Origin of the sequence: Mesorhizobium sp. M7A.F.Ca.CA.002.09.1.1 (assembly GCF_003998555.1) — a bacterium.
Taxonomy (GTDB): domain Bacteria; phylum Pseudomonadota; class Alphaproteobacteria; order Rhizobiales; family Rhizobiaceae; genus Mesorhizobium; species Mesorhizobium ciceri.
Genome location: NZ_RZRR01000077.1, coordinates 1 through 10619, shown reverse-complemented (window position 1 = coordinate 10619; position 10619 = coordinate 1). Strand labels below are relative to the sequence as shown.

Annotated in this window: 12 protein-coding genes; 9 read left to right on the top strand and 3 right to left on the bottom strand. The window is 64.7% G+C overall.

Annotation, left to right across the window (positions count from 1 at the left end):
• Positions 1–287: DUF922 domain-containing protein (locus EN994_RS05800; RefSeq protein WP_127274420.1), on the bottom strand; the 287-nt coding region annotated here is incomplete at its 3' end.
• A 114-nt stretch (positions 288–401) separates the two neighbouring features.
• Here EN994_RS05800 and EN994_RS05795 point away from each other — a divergent pair.
• On the top strand, positions 402–896 hold the full coding sequence (locus EN994_RS05795) for a hypothetical protein (protein ID WP_224621167.1): 495 nt from the start codon (positions 402–404) through the stop codon (positions 894–896).
• A gap of 71 nt (positions 897–967) precedes the next feature.
• Here EN994_RS05795 and EN994_RS05790 read toward each other — a convergent pair whose 3' ends face one another.
• Positions 968–2404: a PLP-dependent aminotransferase family protein gene (locus EN994_RS05790; protein WP_082826687.1), complete on the bottom strand. Its 1437-nt coding sequence runs from the start codon at positions 2402–2404 to the stop codon at positions 968–970.
• 35 nt (positions 2405–2439) lie between these two features.
• On the opposite strand from EN994_RS05790, the gene EN994_RS05785 reads away from it, so the two are divergent.
• From EN994_RS05785 to EN994_RS05775, 3 genes are all read left to right on the top strand, one after another.
• Positions 2440–3192 (top strand): pyridoxamine 5'-phosphate oxidase family protein, encoded by a 753-nt coding sequence (locus EN994_RS05785; protein ID WP_063168570.1) that lies wholly within the window; start codon positions 2440–2442, stop codon positions 3190–3192.
• Between the two features lie 64 nt (positions 3193–3256).
• On the top strand, positions 3257–3709 hold the full coding sequence (locus EN994_RS05780; protein WP_063170279.1) for a GNAT family N-acetyltransferase: 453 nt from the start codon (positions 3257–3259) through the stop codon (positions 3707–3709).
• 175 nt (positions 3710–3884) lie between these two features.
• Positions 3885–5084 carry a PLP-dependent aminotransferase family protein gene (locus tag EN994_RS05775; RefSeq protein ID WP_032807972.1) on the top strand — a complete coding sequence of 400 codons (1200 nt, stop codon included), beginning with the start codon at positions 3885–3887 and terminating at the stop codon, positions 5082–5084.
• Here EN994_RS05775 and EN994_RS05770 read toward each other — a convergent pair.
• On the bottom strand, positions 5061–5363 hold the full coding sequence (locus EN994_RS05770) for a hypothetical protein (protein WP_224621166.1): 303 nt from the start codon (positions 5361–5363) through the stop codon (positions 5061–5063). The genes EN994_RS05775 and EN994_RS05770 overlap by 24 nt on opposite strands.
• A gap of 318 nt (positions 5364–5681) precedes the next feature.
• On the opposite strand from EN994_RS05770, the gene EN994_RS05765 reads away from it, so the two are divergent.
• The 5 genes from EN994_RS05765 to EN994_RS05745 all read left to right on the top strand — a co-directional run.
• The gene (locus EN994_RS05765) at positions 5682–6110 is read left to right on the top strand and encodes a VOC family protein (protein ID WP_013530756.1); all 429 of its coding nucleotides are present in this window, start codon (positions 5682–5684) and stop codon (positions 6108–6110) included.
• Between the two features lie 186 nt (positions 6111–6296).
• Complete coding sequence (locus tag EN994_RS05760; protein WP_013530757.1) at positions 6297–6812, top strand: hypothetical protein; 516 nt, start codon at positions 6297–6299, stop codon at positions 6810–6812.
• Positions 6813–7044: 232 nt separating this feature from the next.
• The gene (locus EN994_RS05755; RefSeq protein WP_024501618.1) at positions 7045–7662 is read left to right on the top strand and encodes a C39 family peptidase; all 618 of its coding nucleotides are present in this window, start codon (positions 7045–7047) and stop codon (positions 7660–7662) included.
• A 24-nt stretch (positions 7663–7686) separates the two neighbouring features.
• Positions 7687–8775: a D-alanine--D-alanine ligase family protein gene (locus EN994_RS05750; RefSeq protein ID WP_063168569.1), complete on the top strand. Its 1089-nt coding sequence runs from the start codon at positions 7687–7689 to the stop codon at positions 8773–8775.
• Between the two features lie 152 nt (positions 8776–8927).
• Positions 8928–10619: AI-2E family transporter (locus EN994_RS05745; protein ID WP_164745820.1), on the top strand; the 1692-nt coding region annotated here is incomplete at its 3' end.

Below are 10619 nucleotides of genomic sequence, written 5' to 3'. Positions count from 1 at the left end.
GTGTAGGTGACGATCAGCTTCGGCCGCCCGGCCGTCAGCACGCAGTCCTTGCCGCTGGGCTTGTAATCCCTTAGCCCCCAGGTCAGCTTGAAATTGGTGTAGGCGATGGCGCGGGCAATGCCGAGCTTTGGCCCTTTCTCGCCGATCGAGCGGTAGAGTTCGGCGCCGGACTGGCCCGAGATCGCGTAGGGCTCGATCTTCTCGACCGGCTTCCACTCGGCATGAGCGGTGAGCGGCAAGGCCAGCAGGGCGGCAAAGGACAGACACAGGCGAATGCAGGCTCTCAATCCAACTCTCCGCGAAACAGGACCGGCTGCCGCAAGGGGCAATGCCATCGGATCGCTTTTTCCTATATGCTTGCGACGGGCGCTGCAAATGCCCTGAAGGCAGTTGGGGGAGCCATGAGAGTTGCACATCTCGTCGTCGCCGGTGCGGTAGCGGTCCTGCAGGCCGCGCAACCGGCGTTTGCCGCGTCGTGCGGCGGCTGGAGCGCCAGGATGGAGGAAGACGAGGGCGGCAGCGTGCTGACGGCCTCGGTCTGCGGCGGGCCGAAAGGCGATGCGTATCTGATGCTGACCTGTTTCGACACGCCGGTGCTGAGCTACGATCTCGGCGCCAACGGCCGGCAATTGGAGCCTGGCATCAGCGGTTCGTTCGCGTTCAAGGCCGACGGCAAGACGGTAACTAAGGCGCTGCAGCTGGAGGCCATGTACAACTACTTCGTGGTCAACCTGGCGAAAGCCGATCCGCTGCTCGACCTGTTGCGCGGCAAGGGCGATGTGTCGGTCAGTTCAGCCAAATATGGCGAGATCAGCTTTCCGCTGAAGGGTTCAAGCGCGGCCATCGGCAAGGTGCTGGCGCAGTGCGGCAAGGCCCAGCCCGCCGATGGGGATTGAGGACTTCGTCATCCGAAGGCCTCCGAGACGGAGCTGCGCTCCTGCTTCGCCCTAGGATTGTTTGAGCAGGATCAGGTAGTTTGGCGGCCGGGACTGCGGCCCATCACCCCACCCAGTCGTACCGTCGCGGCCATCAGTTCCTCGTCCGAAAACCCGGAAAAACCCAGCACCAGGCCTTGCCGGGACGCCCCGCCGATGAACATCGAGGACAAGGCCCTGGCGCCGACACCTGCCGCCTTCGCCGCCTCGACGATCGCCGTGTCCGGCCCGGCGTGCTTCAGCGTCGCCATCAAGTGCAGCCCCTGTTCGGGCACGGTTACCTCGAGGGCATCGCCGCAATGCGTCTCGAGGCCGGCGACCAGCACGTCGCGCGCGGCTTGCACCCGGCGGCGCACGCGCCTGAGATGCGCGGCGAAATGGCCCTCGTTCAACAGGTCGGTCAGCGCGCCTTCGGCCAGCGTCGAGGGGAAGCGGTCGGAGCGCGCCCTGACCGCCATCACGGCATCGAGCAGCGCTTCGGGCACCACGACATAGCCGATGCGCAGGCCGGGGAAGAGGATTTTCGAGAAGGTGCCGAGATAGGCGACACGGCCCGAGCCGTCCATGCCCTGCAGCGAGGTCAGCGGCGGGCCGGCATAGCGGAACTCGCTGTCGTAATCGTCCTCGATGATCCAGGCATCGTTGCGCCGCGCCCAGTCGAGCAAAGCGAGACGGCGGCGCATCGTCATCGTCACGCCGAGCGGATATTGATGCGAGGGCGTGACATAGGCCGCGCGCGCCTTGGAGCACAGGCTTTCGCCGATCTCGGGATCGAGCCCTTCCGCGTCGACGGGTACGCCAAAAACCGTGGCCCCGCTGCCGGCCAGCACGGCGTGCGCCATGGGATAGCAGGGGTTTTCGATCCAGACGGCATCGCCGGGACGAAGTGCTGCACGCACCAGGAGATCGAGCCCCTGCTGCGTGCCCGACGTCAGCACGATCTGGCCGGCGTCGCAGCGCACGCCGCGTGCGGTCCTGAGATAGGTGGCAATTGCCGTGCGCAGCGGCAGGCCGCCGCGCGGGTCGCCATAGCGGAAATGCTCCGGTCCGGGGCGGGTGAGGTGGCGCGACAGAAGGATGCGAAACATATCAAGCGTGCGCGGATCGGAGACCGCAACGCCAAGGCCGCAAGGTAGCGACGCCGCGACGTCGATCTCCGCTGGACGCGGCTTGATCAGCGTCAGCGGCAGATGCGGCACATCAGGCGCGACGAAGGTGCCGGCGCCGACCTTGGCGACCGCAAACCCCTCCGAGATCAGCATTTCGAAACAGGCAACCGCCGCCGAACGCGACAGGCCGAAGCGCTGTGCGAGATCCCGGGTGGTCGGGAGTTTCGCCCCGGTGGCCAGCGCGCCGGTCTCGATCAGCCGCCTGAGCGCCGCATAAAGCTCGCGGCTGCGCGGGCCGTCGCCCGGCAGGACCGGGATCAGCGCCGACCAATCCGGAAAATTGGTCCGGTTTTTCTTCATGGGATTGGTTCTTTTATCGACCAATGTCATGGCGCATGGTTGGCAGACGACAACCAAGGATGCAAGCCGTGAACGACACGCCAGCCAGTTTTCCGACCACCAGCCGCAACCGCGTCAAGCGCCTGCACGAGCGCGGCAGCTACGACCATGCGGCAGTCTTCGCGGTGCTGGATGCCGGGCTGCTGTGCCATGTCGCCTATACGTTCGATGGCCAGCCCTATTGCACGCCGACCATCCACTGGCGCGAGGACGACATGCTGTACTGGCACGGCTCGTCGGCCAGCCGCATGCTGCGCAATCTGCGCGGCGGCACGCCGGCCTGTCTCACGGTGTCGCATCTCGACGGGCTGGTGCTGGCGCGCTCGGGCTTCAACCATTCGGCCAACTACCGCTCGGCGATGTGTTTCGGCACGGCGCGAATCGTCGACGAGCCGCAGGAGAAACTGAAGGCGCTGGCCGGCGTCGTCGACCGTTTCTATCCCGGCCGGAGCGAGACCCTGAGGCCGATCTCGGCGCAGGAGGCCAAGGCGACGACGGTGATCGGCATGCGTATTGAAGAGGCATCGGCGAAGGTACGCGCCAAGGGCGTCGGCGACGACGAGGAGGATTACGGGCATCCGGTTTGGGCCGGCGTCATCCCGGTGCGGATGGTGGTCGGCGCCGCCGAGCCGTGTCCGAGGCTGATGCCTGACATGGAGCGGCCGCGGAACCTGGCTGGATATGCCGAGGGCGCGCGGCTCGATGAGGCGCTGACGCAGGCGCAGCGGGTTTATGAGGGCGAAGTTTAGCCCGCGCCTAGTGGGAACGTATTCAAATCTTGCCGCTGCCGCCGCCTCGCGATATCTCGACACCATGATCACCTTCCGCCGTGCGCAGGCCTCCGACCTGCCTGATATCGTGGCCATGCTGGCCGACGATCCGCTTGGCGCCGGCCGCGAGGACGCTTCCTTGCCGCTGGCGCAAGGTTATGTCGACGCTTTCAACGCCATCGACGCCGATCCCAATCAGCTGCTGGCGGTGGCCGTGGATGGCGGCGAGGTGGTCGGCACCTTGCAGGTAACTTTCCTTGCCGGGCTCTCGCGCAAGGGCGCGTGGCGCGGCCAGATCGAGGCGGTTCGGGTCGCCGGCCACAGGCGCTCGGACGGCATCGGCAGGCAGATGATCGAATGGGCGATCGACGCGTGCCGCGCGCGCGGCTGCGGCCTCGTTCAACTGACCACCGACAAAGGGCGGGCGGACGCGCATCGTTTTTACGAAAGCCTCGGCTTCACCGGCAGCCATCTCGGCTACAAGAAGAGCCTTTAGGCGGTCGGAAAACGCTGCAACACTTTTGTGGAACTGCTCGCGGCGTTCGAGCAGTGCGCCAGTGCTGGCGCATTCGGGAAACCGTTCAGGCACACTTCAATTCGCGGCCAAGAGGGGATATAGGTCAGTCAAGTTGACCTATATTGCAGCGTCGGGGAGGCGTGCCGTGACCCTTATGAACCTGTTGGCTTCGCGCTCGTCGCGCATGAAAGCGTCCGAAATCCGCGAGCTGCTGAAGCTGCTCGACCAGCCGGACATCATCTCGTTTGCCGGCGGTATTCCCGATCCGGCGCTGTTCCCGGCCGAGGCGATCCGCGACGCCTATGCCGATGTGCTGGGTGGCGCCGAGGCGGGCGCGGCGCTGCAGTACCAGGTCTCGGAAGGCTATCTGCCTTTGCGGCGCTGGCTCGCCGGGCAGATGGGCAAGCTCGGCGTCGCCTGCGACGAGGCCAACATCTTCATCACCTCCGGCTCGCAGCAGGCGCTGGATTATCTCGGCAAGCTGTTCCTGTCGCCGGGCGACACCGCGCTGGTGACGTGGCCGACCTATCTCGGCGCGCTGCAGGCTTTCAACGCCTATGAGCCGCGCTACGACCGGCTGACCCCGGCCGGCGGCAACATGACGCCCGATGCCTATCGCGCGGCGGCGGCCGCCAATGGCGGCAAGGCCAAATTCGCCTATCTGGTGCCGGATTTCGCCAACCCGACCGGCAACACGCTGAACCGTGAGCAGCGCGAGGCGGTGCTCGACCTTGCCGGCGAACTCGACATCGCCGTCATCGAGGATGCCGCTTACCGCGCGCTGCGCTATGACGGCGAGGGCGAGCCGCCGATCCTGGCGCTCGATTGTGCCCGGTCCGGCGGCATCGACAAGGCGCGCACGCTCTATTGCGGCTCGTTCTCGAAGATCCTGTCGCCGGGCATGCGGGTCGGCTGGGTGTGCGCGCCGCGCCACATTGTCGAGAAGCTGGTGCTGATGAAGCAGGCTTCGGACCTGCACAGCCCGTCGATCAACCAGGTGGTGATGCATCGCGTCGCCGAAGCCGTGTTCGAAGGCCAGGTGGAAAAACTCATCGACGCCTATCGCGAGCGCCGCGACGGGCTGCTCTCGGCACTGGAAGCCCACATGCCCGAAGGCGTGACCTGGAGCCGCCCGGAAGGCGGCATGTTCGTCTGGGTGACACTGCCGGAAGGGGCCGACGCCACCGAGCTTCTGGCTCGGTCGGTGAAGGAAGCGCGGGTCGCCTTCGTGCCGGGCAACGCCTTTTATGCCGATGGCACCGGGCGCAACACACTGCGGCTGTCCTTCACGCTCGCCGACCGGCGCGCGGTGAGCGAAGGCATTCCAAGGCTAGCCGCCATCCTGAAGGGATAGGCCGGCGCTGGAAGCCGGCTTTTCCTCCGCCGTTACAGTCACCAGCCGCTCAAGCTTTGAAAGCCTGGTGCGAGCGAGCTTGCGGACCGGCCTTTCGAAACCTTCTTCGCCGTTTTCGACGACGAAGACCAAGGTCATGAAATCGAGCATGAATTCGTCGATGGCTGCCGCGACCTCGCGCGACCTGCCCTTGAACCGGCGCAGCAGAGCGGTTGCTTCCTCGATATCGTCGACACCGGCGCTGTCGACCAGCGCTTCGAGCCTCTGAAAACAATCCAATCGCAATTCCTCCCACCGCGCCACCAAACCCGGTTGCGAGCGGAAGGTTCCAAACTGTGAGTGGTCTCGCGAAGAAATCGCCTCCACTGCTTGAATTCCGCGGACGGGCCATCGGCAATTTTTTTGTTCGGGTGGAACCTCCGCGGCCAACAAAGGTTCTTACCAGGTCTGATCCCCCCTCAGACCCCTGAAGGCTAGACATGCTTTCCAAAGGCCCGCCGGATCCCCTCCCGGTGGGCCCTTTGTCTGCTGGGAAGTATCCGCATTGACGACGCCCTATCCCAACCTAAATTCGAACCCACACGAGGAGGCGTTTTCATGGAAACCCAGGAATTGCATCGCGGCCGGCTCATCGACCACATCCAACTGGTGGTCAGAAACCTCGCGGCCAGCCGGCGTTTCTACGAGGCGGTCCTGCAGGCGCTCGATGTCCCGATCGGCGGTAGCGGCGCCGACTTTTTCTGGGCCGACGAGCTGTTTGTCTCCACTGCCGACAGCCGGGCCGCACAGGGAAAACTCACCGGCCGCCATCACCTGGCTTTCCAGGCAAGGGACCACGCCATGGTCGACGGCTTCTACAAGGCCGGGCTGGCGGCCGGCGGCACGGACAATGGCGCGCCGGGCGAACGGCCCTATCACCCCGGCTATTACGCCGCCTTCCTGCTCGATCCGGACGGCAACAACATCGAGGCCGTCCATCACGGCCCGCATCGTCGCAGCGCCGCTTCGGTGAAGATCACCTTCTAAGCTGCCGATATTCAGCCGGCCGGGATCGCGGACGCATGGGCGATGCTGGAGAGAGGCTGCCTTGCGTTGCCAGATCGGTGGCCCCGATGCTAACCGTGCAAATGGCGGGCGGGAATCGGTCCCGAAGCAACGTCCGCCACAAATTTTCAATAAAACTCCCCTTACCCCCGTGGAGATATTTTTTTTATGCAAAACCCAGCAAGGGCGATCTGTGCCGCCACGCTTCTATTTGCAATCGGGGCCGTTGGCCTCACAAGTATATCATCTTTTGCTTATATTTCATCGGCGCAGGCCCAGGAGGAATATCTTCCGACCGAGAAGGATTTTGTCGGCAAATGGAAACTCAACGGCGGAGCCATCCGGCCGCCGCGCGATATGAAGGATGCGCCGACACCGGAACAGGAAGCGGCCGCCAGTGAGTTCCAGCAGACGGTGACCGCGTTTTACGGGGCGTTCGATTATCTGGAGATCACGGCGGACGGCCGCTACAATTTTCACCAGCCCGGGGATCCGACGTCGGGGCCTTGCGTCTGGTGCGGAACCTGGTCGTTCAGCAAGAGTTCGGCGTGGCTCGAGCTGGATACGGCGCCCCGGCTGGATATCTACGCCAAGGACGGCGACATGCAGATGACCTACACTGTCGAACCCTACGAAAAATCGAAATATGCGTGGCTGGTTTTCGGCTGGGCGAAGGCCGAGTAGGCGGCGCGCAGCATTCACCACGTTCGTCATCCTCGGGTCTCCGCGACGGAGCTTCGCTCCTGCTCCGCCTGTGGATGACGAAGGCGGGAGAGGCTTCCGCTAACCCCGGAGTCAGCGATGGTTGACCGAAACGGAAGATGACATCTTCTGGGTCGCGCCACTGAATGTCACGGCTTTTCATCCATCTCGTATCCTCGTATACGAGATGGAACCAGCCGACCGAGGAGACCGCATGAGCCCGCCGCCTGAAACCGTGCCGTTTTTCAGCCAGTGGGAAACGCCTGACATGACGCTGGACGTGCTCGCCGACGGCGCGGATGTTGCGCTCAGGCGCGATCCGCTGTGGAGGCGATCCGGGGCGGAGACCCTCGACGAATACGCAATCTGGGCCGCCAACATCTGCGGCATGGCCTGCCTCAAGATGATCCTGGCCAGCCGCGGCGAGATCGTGCCGACGATCGAACTTGCCAGGCGCTGCACCTTATATGGCGGCTATGTCGTCAATGAGGGATCGATCAAGGGGCTGATCTACGCGCCCTTCGTCAGCTTCGTGAAGGAAGCCTTCGGCCTGCGCGCCGAGGTGATGACCAATGTCGCCACATCAGACATTCCGGCGATCATGCAGCGGACGCGCTTCTTCATCGCGTCGGTCAGCAGCTCGATCCGCTGGCCCGAGCGAGAGCCGCCCTCGAAGGGCGGCCATCTGGTGCTGATCACCGCGGCATCCGACGAAGGTTTCCGCTTTCACAACCCGTCCGGCCATGAGCCCGCCACACAGGCAGACGCAGTGTTGTCACCGGCCGATTTCGACCGCTTCTTTGCCAATCGCGGCATTGCCGTCGCCATTTGATTTTTTGACAGTCGAGGGATTTCGATGACCGACAAGACAAGAGTGGCCATCCTCTATGGCGGGCGTTCGGCCGAGCACGACGTGTCGCGCCTTTCGGCCGCCAATGTGCTGAAGGCGATCGACCGCACGCGCTACGATATCGTGCCGATCGCCATTTCGCGAGGCGGCAGGTGGCTGCTGCAACAACTCGATCGCGCCGCGGCGATCGGCGATGAGGCGGCAGGGGCGCCGGCCTCCGAAGACGGCCCGGAGGTTGCTTTGTTGCCCGGAGGCAAGGGCCGGCTGGTTGCGGTGTCGCGGGATGGTACGCAGCCTGAGCTGCCCCCCATCGACGTCGTGTTCCCGGTGCTGCACGGGCCGTTCGGCGAGGACGGCTCGGTGCAGGGCTATGCCGAGGTCGCCGATGTCGCCTATGTCGGCTGCGGCATTCTCGCCTCGGCCGCCGCCATGGACAAGGACGTCGCCAAGCGGCTGATGCGCGAGGCGGGACTGGCGGTTGCCCGCTCCGTCACCGTGCATCGAAACGGCAAGCATTCCTTCCAGGAGATTGCCGGGACGCTCGGCCTGCCTTTCTTCGCCAAGCCGGCGCGCCAGGGCTCGTCCTTCGGGGTCAGCAAGGTGAATGACAGGGACGGCTTCGAGCAGGCCATCGACACGGCTTTCCGCTACGACGGCAAAGTGTTGATCGAGGAATTCGTCGAGGGCCGCGAGATCGAGTTCTCGGTGCTGGAGCGCGCCGACGGGTCGCTGACGGTGTCGCTGCCCGGCGAGATCATTCCGGCCGGCAAGCACGGCTTCTACACCTATGAGGCCAAATATCTCGATGCCGACGGCGCGCTGGTCAAGGTGCCCGCCGATGTCCCGGCCGATGTGGCCGAAAAGGCCAGGGATATGGCGCGGCAGGCGTTCCAGGCGCTTGGCTGCGAAGCCATGGCGCGCGTCGATTTCTTCCTGCGCGCCGACGGCAGCCTGCTTGTCAACGAGGTCAACACCATTCCCGGCTTCACCGACATCTCGATGTATGCCAAGGCGCTTGCCGCCTCAGGCATCGGCTACAGCCAGACCATCGACGTGCTGATCGAGCACGCGCTGGCCAGGCATGCGGCGCGCTGATCCGATCGGGCGAGCCTGACTTCCATTTAGCCCTTCGGGAGCGGCCGGTGCGGGCCGGATCATTGCCTGTGAGCGAGGCGTATTTCATCGTTGGCTAAAGTTGCACGTCCGCTCTATATGCCCGATCATGGCATTTGGCAGGGAGGCATCACGTGGCCAATCGTCGAAACGGCACGGCGTCTCCGGCTGATGGGCTGGGGGACGCCCTTTCAGCGGCCGCGCCCCATCCGCGAACCTCTTTGCCCAATGTGGCGGCCATCGTCACGACAGTGGCGGCACTGTATTTCGGGCGCGAGGTTTTCCTGCCGATCGCCATCGCGCTGCTGCTGACCTTCGCACTGGCGCCGCTTGTCGCAGCGCTAAAAAAGGTCGGCATTCCCCGGATTGCCGCCGTCATCGCCAGCGTGCTCGGCGCCTTCGCGGCGCTTGGCCTGTTCTCCTTCATCGTCGCCACGCAGGTCAGCGAACTGGCGCAGAACATCCCGGTCTACCAGACCAACATCCTGACCAAGATCCGCTCGCTCAAGGAGACCGGGGGCGGGATCCTTGCCAGACTGAGCAAGGTGGTCGAGCGGGTCGGCCAGGAGATCGACAGGCAAGACCCCTCGCTGCCGGCCGCCGCCCCGGAAAAGCCGCCGCGCGAGCCGGTGCCGGTCGAGATCGTCGCGCACGAAAGGCCGCTTCAGGTCCTGCAGAATGTCGTCGGGCCGCTGATCAGCCCGCTTGGGTCGGCCGGGCTGATCATCGTCGTCGTCATCTTCATGCTGCTCGAGCGGGAGGATCTGCGCGACCGCTTCATCCGGCTTGTCGGCTACGGCGACCTCCACCGCACCACCGAGGCGCTTCAGGATGCCGCCAAACGGGTGGGCCGCTATCTCCTGATGCAATTGGTCGTCAACATCGTCTACGCCATACCGATCGCGATCGGGCTCTGGGCCCTCGGTATTCCCAATGCGCTGCTGTGGGGGCTGCTGGCACTGGCGCTGCGTTTCGTTCCCTATATCGGCCCGATCATAGGTATGCTTTTGCCGCTGTTCCTGGCGCTGGCCGTGGCACCGGGCTGGTCGCTCGTGCTGTGGACAGCCGCCCTGTTCGTGGTGATGGAACTGATCACCGGCAATGTCATCGAACCCTGGCTCTACGGTTCGCGGACGGGACTGTCGCCGCTGGCGATCATTGTCGCGGCGATTTTCTGGACGTGGCTCTGGGGGCCGCTCGGGCTGATCCTGTCGACGCCGCTCACTGTCTGCCTGGTGGTGCTGGGCAGGCACGTGCCGCAGTTTGAATTCCTGGACGTGCTGTTCGGCAACGAGCCCGTGCTCGAACCCCATGCGCGCCTGTACCAGCGGCTGCTGGCCGGCGATCCGGAAGAAGCCACCGATCATGCCGAGGAGATGCTGGAGGAGAAATATCTGGTCGAATTCTATGACAAGGTTGCCATTCCGGCGCTTCTGCTGGGCGAACAGGACCGTGTGCGCGGCGTCATGGGCGATTTGCAAAGGCGGCAGGTGGCGGCCAGTGCCCTGATGCTGGTCGCCAATCTCGACGACAGCGCGCAGGAGGAGGCAGGCGAGGAGGAGGGGCCGTCCGTGGCCGCAGAGGCGAGCGACGATGACGATCCCGGCGGGGAGGACGAGACCGAACTGCCCGATGGCACGGATATGTCCGTGCTTTGCGCCGGGGGGCGTGGCGAGCTCGACGACGCCGCTGCCGCGATGCTGGCGCAGGTGCTGGAGGTCCAGGGCGCGACGGTGTCGAAAGCCAGCTTTGCCGATAGGGAACCCGCCGGCATTCGCCGCCTTGAGCTCGAAACCGTCGACACCGTCGTGGTCGGATTCCTGAAG